This is a genomic window from Fluviispira multicolorata, from assembly GCF_009208585.1.
Classification (GTDB): domain Bacteria; phylum Bdellovibrionota_B; class Oligoflexia; order Silvanigrellales; family Silvanigrellaceae; genus Silvanigrella; species Silvanigrella multicolorata.
Genome location: NZ_WFLN01000004.1, coordinates 151,538 through 177,446, shown reverse-complemented (window position 1 = coordinate 177,446; position 25,909 = coordinate 151,538). Strand labels below are relative to the sequence as shown.

Annotated in this window: 20 protein-coding genes; 10 read left to right on the top strand and 10 right to left on the bottom strand. The window is 32.8% G+C overall.

Annotation, left to right across the window (positions count from 1 at the left end; translation table 11 throughout):
• The first annotated feature begins 49 nt into the window (after positions 1–49).
• Complete coding sequence (gene mnmG / locus GCL57_RS00865; RefSeq protein ID WP_152211367.1) at positions 50–1,921, top strand: tRNA uridine-5-carboxymethylaminomethyl(34) synthesis enzyme MnmG; 1,872 nt, start codon at positions 50–52, stop codon at positions 1,919–1,921.
• A 106-nt stretch (positions 1,922–2,027) separates the two neighbouring features.
• Positions 2,028–3,158: a ubiquitin carboxyl-terminal hydrolase family protein gene (locus tag GCL57_RS00860; RefSeq protein ID WP_152211366.1), complete on the top strand. Its 1,131-nt coding sequence runs from the start codon at positions 2,028–2,030 to the stop codon at positions 3,156–3,158.
• Positions 3,159–3,225: 67 nt separating this feature from the next.
• Here the strand turns inward: GCL57_RS00860 and GCL57_RS00855 are convergent, their stop codons facing one another.
• The 3 genes from GCL57_RS00855 to GCL57_RS00845 form a co-directional block, all read right to left on the bottom strand.
• The gene (locus tag GCL57_RS00855; protein WP_152211365.1) at positions 3,226–3,663 is read right to left on the bottom strand and encodes a DUF3757 domain-containing protein; all 438 of its coding nucleotides are present in this window, start codon (positions 3,661–3,663) and stop codon (positions 3,226–3,228) included.
• A gap of 201 nt (positions 3,664–3,864) precedes the next feature.
• The gene (locus tag GCL57_RS00850; RefSeq protein ID WP_152211364.1) at positions 3,865–5,166 is read right to left on the bottom strand and encodes a hypothetical protein; all 1,302 of its coding nucleotides are present in this window, start codon (positions 5,164–5,166) and stop codon (positions 3,865–3,867) included.
• A gap of 243 nt (positions 5,167–5,409) precedes the next feature.
• Complete coding sequence (locus tag GCL57_RS00845; RefSeq protein ID WP_152211363.1) at positions 5,410–6,657, bottom strand: dicarboxylate/amino acid:cation symporter; 1,248 nt, start codon at positions 6,655–6,657, stop codon at positions 5,410–5,412.
• A 485-nt stretch (positions 6,658–7,142) separates the two neighbouring features.
• Between GCL57_RS00845 and GCL57_RS00840 the strand changes: the two genes are divergently transcribed.
• Positions 7,143–7,838, top strand: coding sequence for an MBL fold metallo-hydrolase (locus GCL57_RS00840; RefSeq protein WP_152211362.1), 696 nt, complete (start codon positions 7,143–7,145; stop codon positions 7,836–7,838).
• Positions 7,839–7,903: 65 nt separating this feature from the next.
• Complete coding sequence (locus GCL57_RS00835) at positions 7,904–9,781, top strand: NAD(P)-binding protein (protein ID WP_152211361.1); 1,878 nt, start codon at positions 7,904–7,906, stop codon at positions 9,779–9,781.
• Between the two features lie 57 nt (positions 9,782–9,838).
• Here GCL57_RS00835 and GCL57_RS00830 read toward each other — a convergent pair whose 3' ends face one another.
• A complete protein-coding gene (locus GCL57_RS00830) occupies positions 9,839–11,422 on the bottom strand; it encodes an ATP-binding protein (RefSeq protein WP_152211360.1) in 1,584 nt (527 codons plus the stop codon).
• A 511-nt stretch (positions 11,423–11,933) separates the two neighbouring features.
• Between GCL57_RS00830 and choX the strand changes: the two genes are divergently transcribed.
• The 5 genes from choX (at position 11,934) to GCL57_RS00805 (ending at position 16,605) form a co-directional block, all read left to right on the top strand.
• Positions 11,934–12,878, top strand: a complete 945-nt coding sequence (gene choX, locus GCL57_RS00825) for a choline ABC transporter substrate-binding protein (RefSeq protein WP_152211359.1) — start codon at positions 11,934–11,936, stop codon at positions 12,876–12,878.
• A gap of 17 nt (positions 12,879–12,895) precedes the next feature.
• Positions 12,896–13,732 carry an ABC transporter permease subunit gene (locus GCL57_RS00820; protein ID WP_152211358.1) on the top strand — a complete coding sequence of 279 codons (837 nt, stop codon included), beginning with the start codon at positions 12,896–12,898 and terminating at the stop codon, positions 13,730–13,732.
• Positions 13,729–14,589 carry an ATP-binding cassette domain-containing protein gene (locus tag GCL57_RS00815; protein ID WP_152211357.1) on the top strand — a complete coding sequence of 287 codons (861 nt, stop codon included), beginning with the start codon at positions 13,729–13,731 and terminating at the stop codon, positions 14,587–14,589. Before GCL57_RS00820 ends, GCL57_RS00815 begins: the two co-directional genes overlap by 4 nt.
• Positions 14,590–14,605: 16 nt before the next feature.
• The gene (gene betA, locus GCL57_RS00810; protein WP_152211356.1) at positions 14,606–16,249 is read left to right on the top strand and encodes a choline dehydrogenase; all 1,644 of its coding nucleotides are present in this window, start codon (positions 14,606–14,608) and stop codon (positions 16,247–16,249) included.
• 176 nt (positions 16,250–16,425) lie between these two features.
• Positions 16,426–16,605 carry a hypothetical protein gene (locus GCL57_RS00805; RefSeq protein WP_152211355.1) on the top strand — a complete coding sequence of 60 codons (180 nt, stop codon included), beginning with the start codon at positions 16,426–16,428 and terminating at the stop codon, positions 16,603–16,605.
• A 4-nt stretch (positions 16,606–16,609) separates the two neighbouring features.
• Here the strand turns inward: GCL57_RS00805 and GCL57_RS00800 are convergent, their stop codons facing one another.
• The 4 genes from GCL57_RS00800 to GCL57_RS00785 form a co-directional block, all read right to left on the bottom strand.
• Positions 16,610–17,587 carry a sucrase ferredoxin gene (locus GCL57_RS00800; protein ID WP_161597525.1) on the bottom strand — a complete coding sequence of 326 codons (978 nt, stop codon included), beginning with the start codon at positions 17,585–17,587 and terminating at the stop codon, positions 16,610–16,612.
• Positions 17,588–17,609: 22 nt separating this feature from the next.
• On the bottom strand, positions 17,610–18,164 hold the full coding sequence (locus GCL57_RS00795; protein ID WP_152211353.1) for a hypothetical protein: 555 nt from the start codon (positions 18,162–18,164) through the stop codon (positions 17,610–17,612).
• A 122-nt stretch (positions 18,165–18,286) separates the two neighbouring features.
• Positions 18,287–19,288, bottom strand: coding sequence for a hypothetical protein (locus tag GCL57_RS00790; protein WP_152211352.1), 1,002 nt, complete (start codon positions 19,286–19,288; stop codon positions 18,287–18,289).
• Positions 19,289–19,473: 185 nt separating this feature from the next.
• Positions 19,474–22,557 carry an alpha/beta hydrolase gene (locus GCL57_RS00785; protein ID WP_152211351.1) on the bottom strand — a complete coding sequence of 1,028 codons (3,084 nt, stop codon included), beginning with the start codon at positions 22,555–22,557 and terminating at the stop codon, positions 19,474–19,476.
• Positions 22,558–22,888: 331 nt separating this feature from the next.
• Between GCL57_RS00785 and GCL57_RS00780 the strand changes: the two genes are divergently transcribed.
• Positions 22,889–24,343: a hypothetical protein gene (locus GCL57_RS00780; RefSeq protein WP_152211350.1), complete on the top strand. Its 1,455-nt coding sequence runs from the start codon at positions 22,889–22,891 to the stop codon at positions 24,341–24,343.
• 131 nt (positions 24,344–24,474) lie between these two features.
• On the opposite strand, the gene GCL57_RS00775 is transcribed toward GCL57_RS00780, so the two are convergent.
• Positions 24,475–25,572 (bottom strand): dipeptide epimerase, encoded by a 1,098-nt coding sequence (locus tag GCL57_RS00775; RefSeq protein WP_152211349.1) that lies wholly within the window; start codon positions 25,570–25,572, stop codon positions 24,475–24,477.
• Positions 25,569–25,850, bottom strand: coding sequence for an HU family DNA-binding protein (locus GCL57_RS00770; protein WP_152211348.1), 282 nt, complete (start codon positions 25,848–25,850; stop codon positions 25,569–25,571). The genes GCL57_RS00775 and GCL57_RS00770 overlap by 4 nt, the downstream gene beginning before the upstream one ends.
• Between the last annotated feature and the right edge of the window lie 59 nt (positions 25,851–25,909).

Here is a 25,909-nt window from a genome sequence, read left to right as displayed (position 1 = left end):
TGTCATTCTTTATGACATCCTGCTTTTTGTGTTTTTGAGGAAAATATTTATGCGTTCATTAAATTATGATGTGGTTGTTGTTGGAGGAGGACATGCAGGTTGCGAAGCAGCACTTGCATCAGCTCGTATGAAAAAGAAAACACTTCTCATTTCCATGAGCATCGATCGCATTGGACAAATGTCATGTAATCCTGCTATTGGCGGTACCGCCAAAGGACATTTAGTTAAAGAAATCGATGCTTTAGGCGGAGAAATGGGCGCTGCGATCGACAAAACAGGCATTCAATATCGCATATTAAACAAAAGCAAAGGTCCAGCCATTTGGTCCAGTCGAGCACAAGCCGACATGGATTTATATCGCACTTATGTACGCAAAACCCTCGAAGACACGCCTTGCCTCGATATTTTACAGGACACTGTTTCTTCTTTAATATTAGATAAAAATTGTGCTTATGGAGTAAAGACATCTCTTGATCAAATTATTCACTCGCACTGTGTTATCCTCACTACAGGAACTTTTTTAAACGGTTTAATTCATATTGGTGAAAGAAGAATAACTGCAGGTCGCGCAGGAGAACCTGCAAGTGTCGAACTTGCCCAAGCTTTAAAAGATTATGGCTTTCAGGTAGGACGTATGAAAACTGGGACAACACCTCGTCTCGATGCACGTTCAATTGATTTTTCTCGTTTGGAGCGTCAAGACAGCGATCCTGATTTCGTACCATTTAGCATGCGTACTGACAAAATAACTCAAGAATTAGTTCCATGTTATATTACTTACACAAACGAAAAAACACATGAAGTCATTAAAAATCATATGCACTTATCGCCTCTTTACAGCGGCGTAATAACAGGAATTGGCCCTCGTTACTGCCCGAGTATTGAAGACAAAGTTGTAAAATTCCCTGACCGTTTGAGCCATCAAATTTTTATTGAACCTGAGGGATATCAAACACATGAGATTTATCCAAATGGTATCAGCACGAGTTTACCTATTCATGTGCAAGAAGAGTTTTTAAAAACCATCGCTGGTTTTGAAAACGTTGTATTAATGAAACCTGGGTATGCCATTGAATATGATTTCGTACAACCAACTGAGCTGCGTCCAACTCTCGAGACTAAAAAAATTAAGAATCTTTATTTTGCGGGGCAACTTAACGGAACAACAGGGTATGAAGAAGCAGCGGCACAGGGCCTCATAGCTGGAATCAACGCTGCACTCAATGTGAGCGGTAAAGAACCTTTTGTCTTAAGTCGCTCTGAAAGTTACATTGGTGTTCTTATTGATGATTTAACAACTTTAGGTACAAATGAACCTTATAGAATGTTTACAAGTCGAGCTGAAAATAGATTAAAACTCAGAGAAGACAATGCAGACTCTCGTCTAACAGAATACGGTCGTACCCTCGGTTTAATAGATGATGAAGTGTATGAAAAATTTAAAGATCGTATGCAAAAAATATCCTCTGAACGTGCTCGTTTAAAGAGTATTTGGCTAAACCCAACTCCAGAATTAAACAGTAAATTAACAGAAAATAATTTACCTGAAATTTCGACAAACGTAACATTGGATGCTTATTTAAAAAGACCTGAAGTCAATGTTCGTTATCTAAAAGAAGCAGGTCTTATTTCAAATTATGATTTACGTATTTTACGCTGTGTTGAAATTGAAGTTAAATATGAAGGATATATTAAAAGAGAAGAAACCCAAAGCGATAAGCTTCGCACATATGATCACGTTTGGATTCCTGATAATTTTAATTATTCTTTAGTAAGCGGACTCTCGCGTGAAGTTGTGGAAAAACTTAAAAAACACAGTCCTAGCACTTTAGGTCAGGCATCACGCATCAGCGGAATAACTCCTGCTGCTGTTACATTACTACATACAATGATCGATAGAGCAAGACAGACTCATATTTAGGGTGTGATCTCAAATATTGAAAAAACTTAATTTTTTAGCAAATTTCCAGCAAAAATTGGATTATGAAGTTTAACGAATCCAAAATAACAAAGGTAACAGTTCAATTATGATGAAATTAAATATCCTAACTCACAGTTTACTTTTTAGTTTATTATTTCTAATAGGTTGCAGTAATTCCAACCAGAAAAATAATACTGAACAGCCGGCAGGCATTTCTAACTCAGAAAGTAACAAAATCTATCTTTCCGAGGCTTTAGGAACAGTGAATTTAGGAAATACTTGTTTTGCCAACTCTGTTCATAAATTGATATGGGAATATTTACGTAACCATAAAGTAAATCCGAGTATTAAAAAAAATACCGATGTTCAAAAATCATTTTATGATTTCATGGCAATAATGAACAGAAAAAATGACTTATTAAATACAAATCCTTCTCAAGTAACTTTTGAGAATGCAAAAGATCCTTTCTATGAATATCAATTAAATACCTTATTTGAAAATATTAAAAATGAATTAAAATCACAAGGAGGCGATGGAACTATTTCTGGATATTCACTAAAAAAAGATCAAATGGATGCTGATGAATATTTCGTTAAATTAATTGATTTGCTAGATCTCAATTCAGTTTTACCATCCCTTACTATTTCTACACAAATTGTATTAAAAAGCGGAAGAAAATTACCTGCACAAGCAGAATCTACAAAAAAAGACGGCAGCCCTAATGATATATTTTATTTTCGTATAAATATACAAAATAAACTCCACTCTTTTGATCAATTGCTTTTAAATAATTTAACTACAGAAATAGATGATTTTAGGGTTGAAGGTGTCCCGCATAATATTACAAAAAATACATACTTTACTTTGAAAGATATGAATAAAATTCCAGATAAATTTGTTTTTGGATTAAAAAGATTTACTCATGACTTAAACGGAAAATTATCTAAAAATAATGACAATATTTCTTTATCTAAAAATATAAATATCGATTTTTTTAGTATGAACTTATCCGAAAAAACAAGCGTTTCTTATGAATTAAATGGAGTTGTTGTTCACTATGGCAATGGATTAAACGGTGGGCATTATGTAGCTTATATTATGGCGGATAATAATAACTGGTACAAACATAATGACACCCATATTAGTCTAATTGAAACAGATTATGAACAATTAGAAATGAAAAATGACATTGAAAATAACGGATATTTATTTCTATTTTCAAAAATAAATAATTAAATTAGATACTTAATTATGTGGGCTAAAATTTGAGAATACACCCTAATTAAATTTGAAATTTATTAAATTACAATTCATAAAAGTGACATCTTTTTGGAGCTGTAAAAGTCACGCAAAGATTAAGTTTATTTCTTCTTTCACTTTCTACCCAAAAACTTGTTGATGTCTGATTTTCATTTGAAAGTGCATATTTTTTATTCCTTGGTGACTTAAGAAACACATATGAATCATTTATATTATAAATACATAAAATTTCATTAAACTTGTTTTGAGCTTCTGGACTAAGTGCATAGACAAATCGAAGAGTGATAAAAGAATTTGCTGCGGAATTAAATTTTTCTAAACTATTCTTTTGAGTCCATTCTCCTTGGTCGGTGATTGCAACATAATTATAATTTTCATTTAAACGTAGATCTTCGCTATTTGGGCAATATGCATTGGATGTGAGTGAAAAAATTAATCCCGAAAAAGCTAGACACGATTTTTTCGCAAAAATTTGAAACATAACCAAAAAACCTCCTTGTTTATTAGCATAAATAAAATGATCCAATTAATTGAATCATTTTATTTATTAATTAATTATTTGTTTATTTTCAAATTTTATAAAATAAATTTTAAATACGATAATTACCCAATGTTATTAAGTAATTATCGTATCTTTAACTGCTTTTGTGCCATTATTTTACGCTGATCGGTAGAGAAAAATTCAATTTCTGTTAACAGCTAAAGTTCCATAAATATATTCACCAGAAGGAGTCAATGCATCAACCGCATTCTCAACCCCTGAAACTCCGCTAGGCAATGCTTTAGCCATCTGTAGACCAACAAAGTGATCAACAATTTGCGCATTAAATCCGTTTGGATTTTGTGGATCTACAAATTTTTCCAATAAGGGAGCTTTTGAATGCACACCCAACATAAGATTGTAATATGCCACGGCGCGGTCGTTGCTAAAGTCTACAGGGAAAGAAATTTGCGTTGAGTATGTTTTTTGATCTGTCACTGCTGTTGACCAGCCCCAATTTTGATTAAAGTTCATAGAAATATCAGTAGAAAACAAACCATCGATCCCAAAACTTTGTTTAACCCCAAGTTGATAACCTAAACTCGATGTTTCTGTTTTGGTAAGCCCGTGGGTAATTGAAAAAGTATTGCTTAATGAAGATCCCCTACCCACCTGGCTTTGCCATGCCAATTTCCAAAATGTACCTGTACTCTGTGTTTCTGAACTGTCGGTGCTTGTAATGGGTTCCTCAACAAAAGGTGCGCCTGTATTTCCATTCCAAACAGACAATTTTTCACCTGGATTTGAGTGGAACATAATATAAGCAATAGGCTCATTGTATTTCACATTAAATTCCACAGCTGGACTATAGCTATTTTCAGGAGTTGTTACTTCTGGAAACTTTCCATCACCCTTTGTTACATAAAATTTATCAATGCTATTATTTGGATCAGAAACATAGAACCAGCTCATGGTATTGGTTTTAATATTATTAATTGCGAAACCAATATTTTTAACATTGGTTTGATGAAAAGGAGGAGAGATTGTATTAGACACAGAAAAAGCACCATGACACCCTGTAGGATCTAAACAGACAAGCTCTGTACCAATGTCTTTATAATCAAGGCTCGCAAAGGTTTTCTCTTGTGTCCAAGTTTTTTTATTGTCCGCATCAGCACCCCAAGTGTAGGGAAATGCGCCATTGTGATTGTTCACATAAGCATCAATTTTATTGAAACTTGGCATTGGAAAAGACGGTATCGGTTCGCTTAAATTTTGTCCTCTATCTGGCAAAGAACGCTTAAAGCGCGCATTAGAATTGGTTTCTAATAGTCTATTGCCTTCATAAATTTGATAAATTACTTTATTTGAGCTTTGCAACTTATCATTTTGTATTGTAGGAACTTGAATAGAATTCGCTACAGTTGAACCATCTGCAAATGCTGTGCCACATAAAGAAAAGCCTACTAAAAAAACAATTTTTTTTGTTTGTTTACTTAACATTTTTGTAACTTTCCATAAAAAAAGATAATTTGTGCCTCAAAAGAAGGCTCTTTAAACGTACTCCCAGCATTTGTCTCTTTCATAAATTATTTTTAATGTCCGTTTTTTTTACTTTTTTTTGGTAAGCTTCTTTTAATATTTTATAATAATTATCAACATCTTATGTTTTTATGCTTTAAAAATATAAGATGTTGTAAGAAAAATATTCAATTTTTGGTTAGCTATTTAAGGACTCTTCTTTAACTATGAGACTTTTTCAAGTTCCGTCAATTTGAATTTTACTTTGTCATTTACAACTTTAGCGACACATGAGTCAGACCAAACATTAAGGGAGGTCTCAACCATATCAATGATACTGTAAAATGGTAAAATAACAGCTAAAAGCACTATAGGTACGTTCATACTTGCCAGTAGACTTGCACTCAGAAAGAAGCATCCCATCGGCACGCCTGCGTTTCCAACTGCGGCAATTGTTGAAATAATTATCCATAATCCCATTGTTGCAACAGTGATATCTGCTCCATTATTTTGCATCAAAAATATCACTGTTGTAAATATGAATGCTGCACAGCCATTCATATTAATACTTGTGCAAAGAGGTAGAACAAAACGACTTACAATTGGATTTATTTTAACATTTTTTTCCGCACTTTCCATTGTAACAGGCAAAGTTCCTGCAGATGACTTAGAGAAAAATGCCAATGACAATGCAGGTAACATACCACGCATGGTCTGAAAAGGACGAACTCCATTGAGTTTTAACCACAAAGGCAAAATAACAAATCCCTGTATAACATTTGCTAAAACAATTACAGCTAAAAACTCTCCTACACCTTTCATATCCATTCCGCCACGGAGCTGGATCACAGTGGTAGTCACAAAGCCAAACAGTCCTAATGGAATAATCGTTACAATCCACTTTGTGAGGACAAGAAATAAACCGTGCGCACCTTTAAAGAACTGAGTGATGGTTTTTTTCGCTTCCTCGTCGGGAATAAAACGAATTGCTATACCTGCAAGAATGCTCAATAGCAATACACTCATAACTTGATTTTCTAAAAAAGGAGCAATGATATTTGCAGGAATAATATTTGAAATATGTTGTAAATAGCTTGTCTGTGTATTTACAACAGGCGCAGTTATAGTTTCTGTAAAACTAACATTACTTGGTTTAATAAAATAATAAAGAAGCGCGCTCACTGTTGCAGCAATAAGAGTCGTTGCAAACGTGTAAAAAAGCGTGCGCTGCCAAATAGATTTCATAGAGTTCTGCGAGCTATAGTTTGATAATGTCACAATTAATGAAAGTGATATAATTGGAATACTTATACATTTAAATATTTTTATAAATAGATCAGATATAAATAAGCCTATGGTGTGCAAGCTTTCTATGTTTGATAAACCACAAAAAACACCTAATGAAATCATAGTTAAATAAATAAATGGCATCTTGTATAAATTTTTCTTTTTAGAAATTTGTATAACAGTCATAAAACATCTCTCTTAGTAGAATTTTAATAAATGAATCATATGAAATATAAAATCAATTAAATAAAAAAATTTTATATTCTATTTTTAAAAAAAATGAAAATAAAGATATGAATTAACAACAACAACATGCTGGCGTGTTTGTAACAGAAGTTAGCAATTTGTTATAACTGCTTTTAGAAGGCTGAATTTTGGAGATTGATACAATATTCAAGTTATGATCCTCTTAAGAATTTATGAATCAATTGATATCAAATCTCAATTATCACAATATATTGAAAACTTCAATTCTATAAACACATTTTTTCATATTTTTAATTTACATCTCATTAAAACCCTTTCACACCATTCACTTTGAAGGAAAGAAAAAAATTGATATTTTAACAAGAAATCACTGGAAATTCACTTAAAAATGAATTATTAAACATCAATATTTTATAAAAGATCACTTCTCCATTTTCACTGGGTTTCATTACAAAGGAGTCTATATGAGTCTTATATTTAGACAGTTGGTGGATGATATCTCCTGCACTTATACCTATATTATTGGTGACAGCTCGAGTCATGAGGTGACTATCATCGACTCAGTCCATGAAAACTTCGATGTGTATCTAGAACTTCTAAACACCAATCATTGGACACTCAAGTATCTTATAGAAACACATGTGCATGCAGATCACATTACTGCAATAAATCAATTTAAAAAACATTTCAGCAAAACCGAAGTTTTGCTGAGTCCAAAAAGCGAAGTACAGTATCCACACACAAAAATAAAGGAAAAAGAAATCTATTATGTGGGAAATGTTTCACTGCAATTCTTTGAAACCCCTGGCCACACTCCCGATTGTCTTTCAATATTGGTTGACGAAAGCAGACTGCTCACGGGGGATTGTATGTTTATTGGCAGCTGCGGCAGAACAGATTTTCAATCTGGGAATAATAAAGAGATGTTTGATTCTCTTCATAAAATAATTTCCTTACCCGATGACACCCTTATTTTTCCGGGTCATGATTATAAAAATCGTTTTGTTTCAAGCGTACAAGAAGAAAAAAGAACAAATAAGCAGTTGCTCCATAAAAACTTCACTGAATTTGAAAATGATATTAGCTCTTGGAATCTCCCTCCTCCTAAAAAAATAAAAGAAGCTGTTCCTGCAAATTTAATTGGAGGAGTTTCTTCATAAGAATTTCATTTATTTTTAAACATTTTAAATTTATTTAATATTTAAAAAGTCAAAAGGAGAATTAAATGACCATCAGTCGCCGAGATTTCTTAAATGGGTTATCTATTTCAATTGCAGCGGGATTAGCACCCATCGATGCATTAAATGCCTTACCTTTATTAAAAAGTGATTATTATCCTCCTGCACTTACGGGATTAAGAGGAAATCATGTTGGTTCTTTCGAAAATGCACATAAGCTTGGCCGAGATAAATTGCAATTTCCAATTAAAAATAGATCCATCGAAGAAAAGTATGATGCTGTTATTGTGGGAGGTGGTATCAGTGGCTTATCCTCAGCCTATTTTTATCAAAAAAAATATGGAAAAAATGCAAAAATACTTGTCCTCGACAACCATGATGACTTCGGCGGACATGCCAAAAGAAATGAATTTCATATTGATGGAAAATTAATACTTGGATATGGAGGAACCGAATCACTGCAATCTCCAAAAAGCAATTATAGTAAAATAGCTATTCAGTTATTAAAAGAATTAAGTGTTGATATTGATAATTTAGGTAATAAATTTCATCGAAATTTCTACCCAGATTTAGGCATGAGCCGAGCCGTTTTTTTTAATAAAGAGAGTTTTGATGTAGATAAAATGGTCACAGGAGATCCAACTCGAGCTGTTGCAGATGATATTGATCCTAAAAGATTAAATGGCAGAAAAATAAAAGACTTTATTAATGACTTTCCTCTATCAAAAGATGATAAAATAGCTCTCATAAAATTATATGAAGACAATAAAAATTATTTACCAGAGAAATCAATTGAAGAACGTTTAGCCTATTTAAAAAAAATAAGTTATCACGATTTTTTAATAAAATATGCTGGTTTGAGTAAACAAGCTGCAATCTATTTTCAAGCACGCAGTAATGATTTCTTTGCCATTGGCTCTGACGGCATTTCAGCATTAGAAGCAAGAACACTCGCCCTCCCCGGTTTCGAAGGAATGGAGTTGCCTCCATTAGAGGGTGAAGACCATAACGACTTAAATGATCCCTATATTTATCATTTTCCTGATGGAAATGCTTCTATTGCTCGTTTACTTGTGCGTAAAATGATTCCTCAAGTGGCTTCCGGAAATAATATAGATGATCTTATTTTAACAAAATTTGATTATTCAAAATTAGATTTAAAAAATTCTCCGGTCCGCATTCGATTAAACAGCACAGCTGTGCATGTTAAAAATAATTCTGATAATTCTATAGACGTGGGTTATTTAGACAAAAGCGGAAAATTGCATTGCATACAAACCAAACATTGCGTCATGGCCTGCTACAATATGATGATTCCACATATAATTCCAGACTTACCAAACGAACAAAAACTTGCACTCTCAAAAAATGTAAAAGCAGCGCTCGTCTATTCAAAAGTCATTCTGCGTAACTGGCAATCTTTTAATAAACTTAAAGTCCATGAAATATATGTACCGGACATGAAGTATTCACGTGTTAAAATTGATTATGCTGTCGATTTTAACAAATATTCCCATGCAAAAAATCCCAATGAACCTATATGTCTGCATATGGTATATGTGCCTACAACCCCAAATGCAGGTCTCGATGCACGCACTCAAGCTCGACTTGCTAGAGCTAAATTATTAACAACGCCATTTGCAGAAATGGAAAATGACATTCGTCAACAGTTGCAACGCATGCTTGGCAGTGAAGGATTTGACCACAAAAAAGATATTTTAGCAATCACTGTAAACCGTTGGTCACATGGATATTCTTACACGACAAAAGATTTATTCGACGATGAAGATGACATGGAAAAAACAATTAGAATCTCTAGCAAACCATTTAATAATATTACCATTGCAAATTCAGACTCATCTTGGAACCCTTACACACACACAGCAATCGACATGGCGCATAGAGCCGTAAATGAATTTATTTAGTTTTAATAGTCAATAAAATATAATGAATAGAAATTTAAAATACCTTAATTTTTGAACTTAACATTTTAATAACCAAGGCGGCTCGTTGGTAACAATTGCATTGACCCATTTTGCTGGAATAAATAGACTGGGATTTTGTCCTGTTATTAAATAAATTTGTTTAAAACCAAGATTATAAATTTGCAATACCTTTTTATTTCCACTGTTTTTATTTAAATAATCGATATCTATAAATAGAGAGGTTCCATGATCATACATCTCAAGATTATCAAGAAATTTTTCAAGATTTTTATAAATTACAATTTTTTTATTTTGCTTAATAGCTGTCAAATGCCACACCATTTTAATTAAAGAATCATCATTTATTAAGATTGCATTTGGCTTATCTTTTGGTTTTAATACTTCAAGTGGAATAAAAAATAAATTATCCTTTGGAATAATTTTTATATTTGCTTTTTGGCAAATTGCTATAATATTTTTTTCTGTATATTTATTTGTTACTATAAATGAATTATTTGTAAATGGCATCATAGATATAAAATCTATTCCACTCATAGAACAATCGTTAAAATTAAATTCGCTTAAAAAATATTTATGCTCCATTTTTTTATACTCTGCACTTTCGCTCCATGCTATTACTTCTTTAAGTTGAGAAAAGTGAATAAGCTGAATATTGAAATCAGTTGATAATATATTTTTAAAACTTTCTTGCCATAAACTATGAATATATGCATCCTCATCAATAATAACCACATAAGAATTAGGCTTAATTTTTAAAGATGAAGCAAACCAATTTGGAATAGAAACTTTTGGAAGAATAATTTTTACAGCTGCTCCTGTACCAAATTGAACACGAAATTCAAACTTACCCCCCATAGATTCAACAACTGTTTTAGCATGACAAAGAGCTGATCCTTTATTTGTAGTTTTCAAGCGATTCGATTCACTTAAAATAATTTTTGGAATTGCTTTAGTTGCTTTATAAGTTCCACTATTCGTAATGAACATAAAAATATTATCTGCACTAGATGACAAACGGATTTTAACACTGCCATTATTTGAAATTGTATCTACAGAATTATCTATGAGCTGAGACAAAACTTTTTTAAATTCTAAGAGTGGGATTTTAGCAAATAAGCCATAAGAAGATAGGCCTAACTCTGCAAAAATTTCAACCCCTAATAATTCACGATATAGAATTCTTTTTTCAGAAACAATATCTTGAATAAGAGTTGATAACAGTTGAACTTTATGTTTTTCATGAGTGTGCCCAATTAAGGAAAAGTCTTCGTTTTTTTCTTGGTTATTATGTATAATTAATTGAGAAATATCCTGTAATCGATGGATTGATTGCCTTAATAATTTTCGACTTTCTTCAGATAACTCTTCAGCTTTTGCAATTAAAAATTGCAAAGGAACAAGTGGTGATCTCACTTCATTTGCAATTTGAAATTGAAACTGAGTCTTTTCCTTAGTAATAGAATATTCCCTAATCTCCATTTCATTTTCAATTTCATTAATTCTTTTTGAATATTCTCTAGATTTTATCAATAGTTTTTTGTTATTCATATAATAAATAAACAAAAATATAATTAATGACATTATAATAGACAATTGCAACAGTGAGGCAGAGAAACTCACACACACTCTCCTAATCTTTCAACTATTATAATACCCTAGATTTACGTGCAAAATAAATAACAATAACATCAAGCACATCGGCCTAATTAATAAACATTCCAATAGATAAAGTCAAGTTTCAAATGAATCAATGTAAATTCAAAAAAACTCTCAATTAACCAACTATCTAAACAAATTATACTTTAAAAATCATTTACATAAATAAAAATTCTATAATTTTACTAATATTAATAATTATTAAAAATGCATAATTTAAAGCTGAAAAAATATCTAATATAAAGATCAATTAATTACTTTCGTCTCCTTTTGTTTTTATATTTATGCCTTTATTAATAGATATCCAATTATTTTGCTTTTACTTAAATCAATTCATACGATATAACAAAAAAACATATTTGACATCTTTAAAAAGAATATGTATCACTCTAAATGATATGAGAGATATTAATTTGATAATTAATTATGAATAAAATATGTTTAATTATAAAATATTTAAATAAGAAGAAGAATAATGCGCAAAACATGTTACTTTACTTTAATGTCACTTAATTTATTATTTTATAAAGCAAATGCAACACCTGATTGTAAGATCATTCGCATCTCTGATGTGGGTTGGACAGATATTACAGCAACAACCGAAGTAGCTAAAACTATTTTAAATTCAATGGGATATGAAACAAAATTAAAAAATCTTTCTCTGCAAATAACTTTTAACAGTTTAAAAAATAACGATATTGATGTTTTTTTAGGCGCTTGGTATCCTTCCATGGCCTCTATTTTAAAGCCATATAAAGATAATAATCAAATTGAACATCTAGGAACTCTGTTAGACAATGCAAAATACACATTGGCTGTACCAAATTATATATACGAAGCAGGGGTAAAATCATTTTCCGATCTTGAAAAATTTAAAAATAAATTTCAGGGTAAAATATATGCAATCGAACCTGGAAATGATGGAAATAAAAATATTCAAAAAATGATCGATGATAATGCTTATAATCTAAAAGAATGGAAAGTAATTGAATCCAGTGAACAAGCTATGCTTATGCAGGTTTACCAAGCATATAAAAATAAAAAATGGATTGTATTTTTAGGTTGGCAACCACACCCAATGAACTATAAAATAAATATGAATTATTTAGAAGGAGGAGAAAACTACTTTGGCGCAAATCAAGGCAAATCTACAGTTTCTACAATTTCAAGAAAAAATTATACAAAAGAGTGTCCAAATGTAGTTCAATTTTTAAAAAATATTCGCTTTTCCATTGATGATGAAAATCAACTTATGGACATGATTTTATATAAAAAAATTGAACCTAAAGATGCTGCACAAATATGGATAAAATTAAATCTGCCAAAAATAGAAAAATGGATTTACAACGTACATAATTTTGATGGGACAAAAACAACACTTGCAACAATTGAAAAAAATATTTTTAATTCGAAAAAATAAATATAAAAGGATTTTTCATGCAAAAACTTCCCATTGGTGCTTGGGCTCAAGATGGAGTAAACTTTCTCACCCAATTTTTTGAAAATCAATTTCGATTTGTCTCAGACTCTATTGCAAGCATAATTGAGAAATTTATATCGTTATTAATGTGGTTTCCTCCTCTCGCTTTTATAATTACAAGTTTAATTCTTATTTTTATCGTCAAACGCAGTATAAAAAACATACTCGTTATAAGTTTTTGTTTTTTAGCGATCCTTAATTTAGGTTATTGGGAAGAGACTTTAGAAACAATGACCCTCGTCCTTTTTGCAACTTTAATTTCGACTTTTGTCGGTATTCCCATAGGAATTCTTTGTGCACATCATTCTTTTATTTATGCAATTATGCGCCCTGTTCTCGATCTTATGCAAACAATTCCAACTTTTGTGTATTTAATTCCAACTCTCATGCTATTTGGCCTGGGTATGGCTCCCGGACTTATATCTACAATTATCTTTGCTATGCCAGCAGTTATTCGCCTTACTTATTTAGGAATTTCTAATGTTCCACATGCTCTACTTGAGGTAGCAGACTCTTTTGGCGCAAACTCTTGGAAAAAACTTTCTTCCGTCGAAATTCCTCATGCATGGCAATCTATAAAAACAGGAATATCACAATGCATGATGCTTTCTCTTTCCATGGTTGTTGTCGCTGCCCTTGTTGGTGCTGATGGTTTAGGCAAACCTGTCGTACAAGCACTCAATACAGTTAATATTTCTAAAGGAATTGAATCAGGAATGACTATTGTTTTTGTCGCTATTTTACTCGATCGAATTTTTGCAAATTCATCACAAAAAATAGGGGCAGTTAGATGATAGAACATTTTAAAATTGAACAACTGGATCTTGTCTTTGGAAAAAATTCAAAAAAAGTATTTCAAGCACTCGATGCGGGTCAATCAAGAGAACACATTCATCAGGAACTCAAACATGTTATAGCTGTGCAAAATGTAAACTTTTCCGTTTATAAAAGTGAAATTCTTGTGATTATGGGTTTATCTGGTTCAGGAAAATCATCTTTGTTACGTTGTTTAAATGGCATGAATGGCCGCACTATTGGAAAAACAAGAGGACAGATATTATATTTAGATGCAGAGACAAATCAAAGAATAAATTTAATAGAATGTCCTAAAAATCATCTAAGAAAAATTCGTAAGCATCAAGTCTCAATGGTTTTCCAACAGTTTGGCTTAATGCCTTGGCGTACGGTTTCAGAAAATGTTGCTTTCCCTCTCGAAATTCAAGGAATTAAGTCAACAGAACGCATTAAACAAGTCGAAGAGAAGCTTGAAATTGTTGGTTTAGCAAAATGGAAATCACACTATCCTCATGAATTATCAGGTGGAATGCAACAGAGAGTGGGCTTAGCAAGAGCTTTTGTGACTCAAGCGGATGTCCTTTTAATGGATGAACCATTTTCAGCACTCGATCCTCTTATTCGTAAACAGCTACAAGACGAAATATTAGAGCTTCAGCAAAAATTTAAAAAAACAATTATTTTTGTGACCCACGATTTTTCAGAAGCAATTAAAATTGGTTCTCGCATAGCGATTATGGATGCTGGAAAAATTCTCCAAATTGGAACTCCACAAGACATTATAGAAAATCCTGCTTGCGAAAATGTAAAACGATTTACAGAAGATATTAAAGGAACACATACATTTCTTACTTAAATTGAGAGGAAAAATAATGAGTATGAATCAATACGATTTTATAATTATAGGCGGTGGCTCTGCGGGCTGCGTTCTTGCCAATCGCTTAAGTACAAATTCATCCCATAAGGTTTGTGTCCTAGAAGCAGGACGTCCAGATTATATTTGGGATATATTTATCCATATGCCAGCAGGACTTATGTATCCATTAGGCAATAAATTATATGATTGGTGCTATCATTCTGATCCAGAACCTCACATGAACAACCGTCGTATTTTTCATGGGCGTGGGAAGGTTTTAGGAGGTTCGAGTTCTATTAATGGGATGATTTACATTCGTGGCAATCCAATGGATTACGAAAAATGGGCTCAAGATCCTGGCATGGAATCATGGGGTTACAAACATTGTCTGCCTTATTTTAGCAGAGCAGAAACGCGTATGGTGGGTGCTGATGCCTATCATGGCTTTACAGGACCTCTTTTGCTTGAGACGGGCCCTTGCGAAAATCCATTATTTAAAGCTTTTTTTAATGCTGTTCAAGAGGCAGGACATCCTTTAACTGATGATGTCAACGGATATAAGCAAGAAGGATTTGGACGCTTCGATAGAAATATAAATCGAGGCAGAAGGCTTTCCGCAGCAAGAGCATATGTTCATCCAATTCGTAGAAAACGCCCAAATTTAAGTATCAAATGCAGGGCTATGACAACACGCATTCTTTTTGAAGGAGATCGTGCTGTAGGAGTTGAATATGTTAGGTATGGAAAAACTCATAAAATCTATGCAGGGGAAATTATCTGCTGCGGAGGAGCAATTAATTCTCCACAAGTTCTGCAACTTTCAGGAATTGGCAATGCAGAAGAGTTAAAACCCCATGGAATAAAAATCATTCAAGATTTGCCTGGTGTCGGACAAAATCTTCAAGATCACTTAGAGGTGTATATACAACACGCTTGTAAATTACCTGTGAGTCTCTACCCTGCACTCAAATGGTGGAACAAACCTAAAATCGGATTTCAATGGCTTTTCCAAAGAAAAGGAGCTGCCGCCTCCAATCATTTTGAGGCAGGAGGATTTATTAGAAGTAATAATGATGTCGCATACCCGAATTTACAATTTCACTTTCTCCCTTTAGCAGTCCGCTACGATGGCTCTTCACCTTCTGGCGGCCATGGCTACCAAGTGCATGTCGGCCCCATGAACTCCGACGCAAGAGGACACATAAAAATTCGTTCAACTGACCCTCGAATGCACCCAAGCATGCAGTTTAATTACTTATCTACTGAGCAAGACAAAAGAGAATGGGTTGAAGCTGTGCGCTGCGCGCGCAAAATTCTCAATCAAAATGCTCTCAATGAGTTTAATGGTGGAGAGGTTTCTCCTGGCTCACGTTATGAAAGCGATGAAGAAATATTAGAATGGGTTAAAAGAGATGCCGAAACGGCACTCCATCCTTCATGCACTTGTAAAATGGGTACAGATTCCATGTCCGTTGTCGATCCAAAAACAATGCTTGTACATGGAGTCAAAAATCTAAGGGTGGTCGATGCTTCTGTCATGCCCTATGTAACCAATGGAAACATTTATGCCCCTGTCATGATGATTGCAGAAAAATCTGCTGATATAATTTTAGGGAATACTTCTCTCCCAGCATCTTCCGTGGATTTTTATCAACATTAAATACAGTATAATATTTTCGAAAAGTTATTTATAAAATCGCCGATAGCAGTTGCATACAATGAGGTTTTGGCATTTGATACAAAAGCCTGTTTGAAGCAAGAACTTCAAGAGAGGATTTCGTTAAGAACAAATGCTAAAATGTTATAATCATTTGTTTTTCAAGTTAAGGGTACTCCATGAAAAATATTAACAAAATAATCATTGTATTAGCAACTTTTCTATTTCTTCCATGCATTTCATATTATGGATTTCTCTTTGTAAATCATAATTATAATATTCATTTCTTACAAATAGATGCCTGCCAAAGCGAAGGTGGTAAGTGGAATCATAAAAGCCAGACGTGCGACTGGCCGTAAAAATTTATTCAATAATTTCAACAATTTTATATTGCTTTACAGATTTGCTATCATCTGAACCACAACTTGCAATGCCTGTTATTAATTTTTCAAATTGGATATCATAGATTTTTTTAACAACGCCATTTGCATCGGGAAAAGAAAAATAAAACAACACCGTCGCATTGCTGCAATCATCACTTAAAATAATTTCATAGTTTTTATTTTGAGCAAGATCCCATTGCCAAGAATATTTTTTAAATAATTCCTTTTCTGCCATTTGCACAAAAGAACTATTAATTCCACTAAATCCTCGATAATTATTTTCAATTTGAAAATTATTTTCAACTCTGTTTAAAAAATGAGGTACGTCTTCTATATTAAAAAGTCCATACCAACGCATACTGGGGGCTTCAAAAAAAGTGGGGGCATAACGATGCCCCCCAATATGAGAGGACTTCCAGATGCGAAATCTGCCTTTTTCTAATTTTGAATTTTCTTCTTTAAATTTATTAAATATTTGCAGTCCATATTTTCCACAACAATTATCTCTTTCGGCATGGGTGCAAATAAACACCTCTCGACAGTCTTTATTTAAAGTTACTTCCCATTTTTTAAAATCATTTTTATTTTCAAGTTGATAATCTTTTAAAGAATAAATAGCTTCTTTAAATTCATGATTTGGTACAAGAAGTTCTATTTTTTTATAAGCAGAAAATTCGTGCGAAGTTTTTTGAAAATAAAAAATACGGGTGTGATTTGCAAGCGAAAACTCATTTTGCGCAAAATGATTTACACCACTTTTTATTTTCTCTTTAAAAAAGCTAGGTAACACTTCGAACAGATGCTTATGATGTAAAAATGTTTCAGATTTACTTGGTACCGAAGACCATGGTTCATTTAATTCAATAGAAATTTGCACATCAATAGGAGACACGGAGCAAATAATGTCTTCTTGACTTTGCCTCGTAGCGAATGAACATTCTATATATTCTTTTAACATTCTTGCCTCATCGCCTTTAATATTAAGATTGTAGAACATTTTCAGTGATTTTTTGTATACGAGAGCCTTTTTCCAACTGCTCCCAAATTTCCCATGCAACAGTTCTTCCTGGGAAAGCAACTTTTTGAAATGGCCATATTTCTTTTAACCAAGTTTCAATTTCAGTAAAAATATTTTGTTCTAAATTATTTTTATTATAGGACGTATTAATCCAAAAAAAAGCTTGAGCATTGAAAAATGTTTTTCGCAGATCATTTTCTTCTATTGATTTTATAGGCATAATATATAAACAACCTAAATAATGACCATCATCAGGTGATAAAATGGCATAGGCAAATGAAATTCTCTCATTAAATTCTTTTTCATGCCTTACAAGATCATTGTAATTATCGTCAAATGACAAATCACAAGTTGGCCATTCATGAGCTCGTCCAAAGACATATTTAATTTCTTTTTCGCTTAATTTAATTGCAATGAAATCTTCGGCTGCAAAGAGGGGAGAGAGTGGTTTAAGCTGAAAGCTTTGACATATAAAATGTTCGGGAATTATGAAATCTGCTGAAATAAAGGAACTCATAGCTAACCCCTTTCAAAGTTTCAAATCGATGTATTTTTAATTTATCAAAAAAAATATGAACAAACAATATTTTTGAATTATATCTCTAAAAGAGTTCATTTAACAAATATATTTCAAATAACTCATTTTATATATTCAACTTTTATAATATCATATTTAGGAACATTGTAAAAAACTAATTCTGGGATATTTCCTGATGTAAATCCACCTAATATAAATTTAGCATTTCTCCCAATGGTCTTATCATGAGGTAAGGCAGGGCAATAATCAAAAGAAAAAGGTAAATTGTATTTGACCAGCCCACTGGCAAAAGTACCTTCTGCAAGCCCTAAAAAATTCTCAATTTCCTTTTTACTGTTCAACTTAATAATTTTATCTGCTACTGATTTTGAAGTGACAAATATCACACCAGCACGCCCTAAAAATTTATCACTTTTTAAAACAAAATTCTGATAAGAGCTTTGACTTAAAAAAACACTCACACCCTTTTGAAAACGACTTAAAGCGACTGTTTCGTTGAAAGAAAGTTTTTTTAACTGAGCATATTTTAAGAGATCATAAATAAAGCTTTTTGGGGCATGAGCCAAATTAAATCCCAGCTCTAAAATACCATTTGAATCTAAGTTTAAAGATTCATTTTTAAGTAATTTAAAATAACCGTTTGCCAATTCTTCGGCTCGCAAAATACCTTGAATAGAATATAAAATATATTGGATTAATATTTGAGGCTGCGGCAGAAGATGATTATAATATTTTAAAAATTCATTGGAAAAATAATAATTATTACTGATATCATATTTTTCAGCAAAAATATTTTTAACTTTGGTGTTATTTTTATATATTATTTTAAAAGTAATTTTCTCAATATAACTTAATTTATTTTCATCTAATTGGTAATTATTTAAAGCACTCTTTAAATAATTTAAATAAAATGCTTTATCATAAAAATTACTTTTCCATATTCCTTCAATTTCTTGTGCAAGATTCTTCTCACTATAAAATGAATATTGATAACAAATTTTACATTCTATTTTAGGTAGTTCTTGTGTTACATAAAAATAAGCGGACGCAGGATAAACAATTAATATTTGAAATAAAAACAAACCAAGTGCAAAATATTTCATTTTTAAAAATTGCCTCTTCACAACCTAATTTATATCCGCCTTTTATGAGTCCGTTTAATAAAAAAGCTAGGTTATATGCCTAGCCTTTTTGCCAATAGATTTTTTTTCCATTGCTGTCAATAAAATAAAAAAGCGGCCTAAATTAGGTCGCTTTAATCAAAAAAAATTTAATCATTTCATAATGACTATTGAATATTAAAGGCTTCTGTTGCAGAGGTTTTTAACCATTTGCTCAAAACATCGGTTGGTGTCATGCCTTCAAACTGTTCGGCTCTCTGACTCCAAAATCCTCCCTGCGCGACTTTCATCTCAAGTAAGTCTTGCACCTGAAATAAAGTACGATTGTACAAAGGAGTTCTGTCACGTGGAGCCGACCATGTTCCATCACTTTGCTTCTTCAACGTACCAAAAATAAAACAGTTCGCATTGTAGGTGTCACATTGAGTCTTAAAATCATAACTGTGTTTTTCTGGCTTTACATAATCAGGAATCACCTTAAATGCCTCATTCATTTTTATAATTTGGAATTCAATGCTTGTTTGAGAGGTTTTATTTTCGTCATATCCAAATAACAATGCGTCTTCAATTGCACCCTCATTATCAGTGAGTAAGTGAGAGTTTATAACTTTACCTGTTAAGAATGAAGCATCGCCATGCGCATAGTTACCTTTGCGCGTAAAGCATTTTTTGACGAAATCATTATAATTCGCATCAATAAAAAAGCCATTTTTATCTTTTTTATCAGAACAGAAATCTACTTTGTCTTTTAAATATTTATCACCTACAGAAACTTTATAAAATTTAGACTCAGGTTGAAAGCCAATGAATTGAGAGCCTATTGGTGGAATTCTCAATGCATTTAAAGGAAAATATTGAGAGCCTGTACCAAATGACATTCCAAATACCGTGTCTAAGGCCGTCTTAGTAATAAGGGATTGAGAATAATCCACTATTTGATCTTGGGTGTTGTGTAAAAGTAACAATGCGCCCGGAGAAGCTTCTCTATTGTTTTTAATGAAATTAAGTGGGCCTTTTAGAAAAGTTAAAAAATCCATCTTCATTATATTATCTTTATACATAATTAAATTCTGTGCACTCATTACAAAATACAAAGCATTTGTGCTAATCTTTTTTACATCATCATCAGTAATTGATGGTTCATTATTATTTATTGCAGAAACAGATGCAGATACTAGAAATTTAATAAAATTCGTAAAAAACGTGCTTTCTAATTTTATTCCTGATTTTTCCAAAGATGCTTTTAAAATAAATAAAGACTTTACAATACTTTCATTGTTATTTACTGAATTTAAAGCATCAACAATATTTTTTAAACCTTCCTTATCATTCGACAATGTATCTAACAGGAGTGCAAATTTTTCAATCCCTTTTTGATCGCTTTCAGCGAATAATCCTTCCTTTAAGCTTACTTGATTTTCATCAGGTAAATTTAATTCAATGCCATGTGTTAAAATTCCACGTAGAGAACAATTACCATTTGATTTAGCGGGAAATATCGCTGCATTAATTGAGCAAATATCTGGACTCAAATTAATATTAGGTTTAACAATAGCCTCAGAAATAAATTTTAAAAGTGACTTATCACCATTCTTATGTGCTATAAGATAATTCAGAAGATCTCCAATAACTTTTTTTATTAGAACTTCTCCAGTATTATTTTCAATATTAATATTTTTCTGCCCAAGTTCTCCTAATGCTTTTTTCAATAAAGCATCAAATTCAGCTGTCATTAATAGCTTCTTAATTTCATTAATATTATTACTCCAATTTTGTGTGGAAACAGAAATATAAGGAGCTAAATAAGTAATATCAGATGCGCCTAAAAACCCGATCATTTCTTTTAATTTTTTATCACTGTTATCAAGTGGAGCTTTGCGATAATTAACAATATAATGATTTTTATTAAGATCTGGAATCATTGGCAGGACATTATAACCAGAGTGATCGAATACAGAGCCACTTAAAATATCTTGAAATAAAATTCTAAACTTTCCGACGAGGAAAGTGGATGGTCCATAATAAACTGCGGCGGAACTAAACAAAGGTGGAAAATAAATGTCTTTTAATCCATCTTTTTCTAATTTTTCGAGGGCCTGTTGTAACATAACACCCGAACGTCCTAGGGCTGCAAGCATTGTTGCGCCGCCACGACTGCTCGCAGCTGCAACGGTTTTAGGCCCTGCAATTTTCTTTACTAAAGAAATATCTTCAGAATAAAATTCTAATCGTGTTTTAATTTCTTTTAAATTTTTATTATTTTCTAATTTCAATTCTCCAAGCGCAATTTTACTTAAAGCACTGTGCAGACCTAGGGTCGCAACCACATCATCCACTAAAGGAGAACGTTTTCCAAATGGTTCAACTCCGGCTTCAATTTCATTGCCGTCGCTATCGACACAACTGCGCTTAAAGAGCGTTGTTAAATCACCCGTTTTTTTATCAACGGAGCAAATTGACTCACCAGGAAAAGCGGGTGCTGCAACAATATAGTTTGATAAATTATCTTGTAATAATGTAGCAAGCTCTCTAAATGAAATACCTGCATCTCCACCGTGGGCATAAAGCATAAGCGGAATTTTTTTAGTGTCTTCTGGAATTGTAATAAGTGCCGCATAAATTTGTTGAGATTTCGCCAAGCGATATTTTAATATATAAGCCGAACCTTTAGAAATTTTAGTGCGATCAATTTTACCTTTGGTCGTACCAAAGAAATCAAATTTAGATTCTGCATTTAATCCGCTTGATGTCTTAATATTACTCAATTCTATTGGCTTAGGATCTTCGCCTATTAGTTTAGGATCTTTTCGTTCTAGGTATTTTAATGATATTTTATGACCATCGGTAAATTCTTTAAAATCAATTTCCCTATTCTTGTTGTAGTCAGAGAACTTATCAAAACTTATAATTTCTGTGGCAACAATTTTAGGAGCCATTTCTGCTACATATTTATTAACAGCATCACGGTTTTGTTCGTATTTTTTTTGTTTGATAGGATCAGTTGGATCAGGGTTAAAACACTTTGGATTTTGCTTTAAATTATTTACTAAATTTTCTTTTACATTAGGACCCGACAATGAAACGGCTTCTGCACTCGTAGGTAAACAAAGTTGAGTAGCAAATTTATCATACATTACGTTGTTTCTATTGCTTTGAGTCTGCATGTTAATATTTTGCTTTCCTCCGCAACCCACAATAGCAATTGTAGATAGAAAACATGATGACGTGACTAGAATTCTCTTCTTAATCATATATTGTTCCTTTATTAATCTTAAATTAAATTATAATATTAATATTTAGCAAATATAAATTCTTATTTAATTGTGTACCATGGAGTGCCTCTAAATTAACCCCACGCCGAACCACTCACTCTCTCTCATCGCATTTGTAGTTGACTTAATAGGGCTATTACATCATTAGTAAAAATACTGCAAGCCTTAAATATTCTTTCTTGAACTTGCGCTTTTTTTTTTAGAATGTTAAGTATTGAAATTATATTCTCCTCTTCTCTCGTCGCTATTTTGGTCGGCTATTTATAAACTTTATTTTCGGTTTAATTGATATGTTTTTAGAGGAGATTTTATGCATATTAGAAAAAAACAATTCAGCTCAATTTTAAATTGTCAAAAAATTAAACAGGCTTTTTCTTTATTCAGTATTATTATTTCTGCAACTTCTATTAATGTTCAGGCACAGGACATTGCACAAAATAATAAAATCGATCCAACCGAAGAAGTGGCTGGAGGAGTTGGAGAGGTCGGATATAAAGCACCTAAATATGCTGTCCTTCCAACCGGAAAAACTTTACCTAAAGGAATCTTTAAACTCGATCTACCTTTTGCATATACTTTTGGAGATCAAGGTTTTGATAGCAATGCAAAATCTGTGAGCAATGGACTTGATATGAGCCGCTGGGTCAATGGTATTATGTTGCAGTACGGTCTGACAAATTCGATTTCAATTGGAATTGGCATTCCAATTGTACTGTCAAACCAAGTCAGCATGGACGGAAATAAGTTAACAGCGAATTCAGAAATGTATGAACGCTATTATAATAAGTTCGTACATGAACTTGCTGTTAGTTATAATTCAGCCAATCTATGTACTGGTGGCTTTACTGTTCAGCAATGTATTGATGAAATAAATGGTGGTAAAATTATGAACGCAACCACCACTACTCCTGTTATTCTACCCACGGGAGAGTTACTTACAATTGATTCTGGAAGTCCTATTAAAGATCAAATCCGCAATGCACTCCTAACAGCATCTCAACCCGAAAACGGTGCAACGGGTATTGGCGACCTCCAATTTGGTATATTATGGAGTGTCATTTCCGAAGAGTCCCCTATTCGCCATGTGCCTCTCTACTTTTCTTTAGGGGGTGGTTTGCGTATGCCAACAGGTAAATTTAATTTAGCCAATGCAATGCGCGCGACCGGTGGTGACAACACGCTTTTAACTGGGGGCGGTACTTACGATGCTATTTTCCGTATGAATTTAGACTATGTTGCAACTCCAGGCGTCATATTAAGTTGGCAACATGTCTCTGAATATTCTTTGACCAAAGCAAATTTAGGCCGCTCCAGTATGCTAAATAATAAAAACTTTAACTCAAATGATCCTTCAGTTGATCAATCAGGACACACAGGCGATCAACAAGGTAACATAATGACTTTTTCAAGAAAAGGTCTTCATCACATTGGTTTCTTACAGGCAGCTTGGGGGCTTGGAAATGTTTCTGAAAGCTTAAAATGGCTTGGTACATTTACACAACTTAAATATAATATTGCAGCACAAGCATATTTAAATGGACAACCTATTTATGTTATGGGTGATCAATTTTATTTAGGTGATTCAAGTATGCACCCCGATCATGGATATGAACAATACTATTCTGCAGCAATTGGGGCTAAAATCAGCGGTCTTCCTTATAGAATTCCTGGAGAAATCAGTGGTGAATTTGAATATCCATTTGCTGGTAAAAACCGCGCCATTGCTCCTATGAACGCAAAAGGAACGCTCACTGTCTATTTTTAATCCTTGAATTTTTTAAATCATATTTAAAATCAAACCGCTTTGTATTTCCCTTTAAAAATGAATTAAAATGAAAATATTAAATTAATTTAAAAAAAACAATCTTCTTATTTAAAAATAAAATATAAAAAAAATTAAAACTTTAAATATTCCACGTTAAGAACTTCTTTAATACCAAGTCCCGCATCAGTTTCGCTTAAAGTCAAAGTATTTGCCTCAACCACCGCACCACCTACAATAGGATTTTCCGCTAATAAAGAAGGAGAGTCTAAATCACATCTCACAATTGATTTTTTGGCTGCCGCAAAATGCGCTGCAGCTGTCACTGAAATCTGACTTTCAAGCATACAACCCACAATACATTCAACACCTGCGGCTTCAGCAATATTTAAAATTTTAGTTGCATTGAATATACCGCCTGCTTTTGCAAGTTTAATATTTAAAAGATCACATGCTTTATGGTGAATCAATTGAAGAGCATCGTAGGGAGAAAAGACAGATTCATCGGCAAGTATATCGGTTTCAACATTTTGAGTAACATAACGAAGGTCAGATAATTTTTTTGCCTTTACAGGTTGCTCTACAAATTCAATATTTAAATTTAATTTTTCAAATCGACGAATAATACGAACAGCCTCTTTTGCTCCCCATGCCTGATTAGCATCAAGACTTATTTTTACCTTATTGCCCACAGCCGTACGAACAGCCTGTACCCGAACAAAATCGAGTGAAGGATTTAAACCTAATTTGAGTTTGAGATCTTGAAAACCTTCATCGAGAGCAATAAGTGAGTCTGCGACCATCACTTCAGGAGAATTAGCACTGATGGTGAGGTCTGTAAAAACCAGATTGTGATAGCCACCTAGATATTTATAGAGGGGTAAATTAAGGGATTGAGCAAGTAAATCATAAAAAGCCATATCGACTGCTGCCAAAGCCGATGTGTTGTTAACAAAAGAAGAGTGCAAATCATTCATAACCTTTTCTAGATTACTCAGATCTGCACCTATAATTTTAGGTTTTAAATTATTTACTAAACATGAAATAATTGAATCAGAGGATTCGCCTGTAATAGCTAATGTTGGTGCCGCGCTGCCATATCCAACTAACCCAGAGCGTGTGAGAAGCTTAACGATGATATCTTCTGCAAAATAAACTGTCCTCAAAGCCGTTTTAAAAGGCCTTTTAAGAGGAATTTTTATTTTGCCGATAAGGATATCAACAATTTTCAACCTAGCCCATCCACTCGTTGGCGCAATTCAAGACCTGTTTTCCAAAATGGAAGTTTTTTTTCTGGGACTCCAATTTTTTCACCCGTTTTAGGATTACGGCCATCATAAGATTTATATTTACGAACGGTAAAAGCACCAAATCCGCGAATTTCAACACGCCCGTCTTCAGTTAAAGCTTCAGAAACGGTATCAAAGAACATATTGATGAGTTCTTCTGCCTGTGGAGCAGTAACGTCAGCCTTAGATGCGAGGATTTCTATTAATTCACTTTTAACCATAAAAGAGGCTCCAATCAAAACATGCAAAAGGAAAGGGATCAGCGAAGATCCCGCTTACA